This window comes from Sphingomonas sp. Leaf30, assembly GCF_001422525.1.
Taxonomy (GTDB): domain Bacteria; phylum Pseudomonadota; class Alphaproteobacteria; order Sphingomonadales; family Sphingomonadaceae; genus Sphingomonas; species Sphingomonas aerolata.
Genome location: NZ_LMKZ01000016.1, coordinates 252,313 through 252,802, shown reverse-complemented (window position 1 = coordinate 252,802; position 490 = coordinate 252,313). Strand labels below are relative to the sequence as shown.

Sequence of the window (490 nt, the reverse complement as noted above, 5' to 3'; positions counted from 1 at the left end):
GCCCCAGCCGCCGACGGTCGCGTTGGCGGTGCCGACGACGTTGGGCGCGAACATCACGCTGGTGTGATATTGTGTGATCACGAATGACGCGCCGATCGCGCCGATCGCGAGGCGGAAGAACAGGAACGTCTCGTAAGTCTGCGCGAACGCCAGTCCGAACACAGGAATCGCACCGATCAGCAGCAGCCACGTATAGGTGCGCCGGGGGCCGAACCGGTCGCAGAGCGGCCCGACCACCAGCCGCACGAGGATCGTCACCGCGACCGCGGCGATGTTGATGTTGGCGATCTGGTCTTTGCTCAGCCCGAACTCGGCCTTGATCAGCGGCATCAACGGGGCGGCGGCGAACCACGCGAAGAAGCACACGAAGAACGCCAGCCACGTGACGTGAAACGCGCGCATCTGCGGCGTGGCGGCGCTGAACAGGTCGATCCTGGTGGCCTTGGGTGCGGCGGTGTCGATACCCGGTGATGCGAACAACATGGTCGGC

The 490-nt window shown here is 65.3% G+C and carries 1 protein-coding gene; it reads right to left on the bottom strand.

All coding sequences use genetic code 11. The annotated features are described in order from the left end of the window. Nucleotides 1–483, bottom strand: a 483-nt coding sequence (locus tag ASE89_RS20990) for an MFS transporter (RefSeq protein ID WP_201781544.1), incomplete at its 3' end; no start/stop codon positions are given. Nucleotides 484–490: the final 7 nt, after the last annotated feature.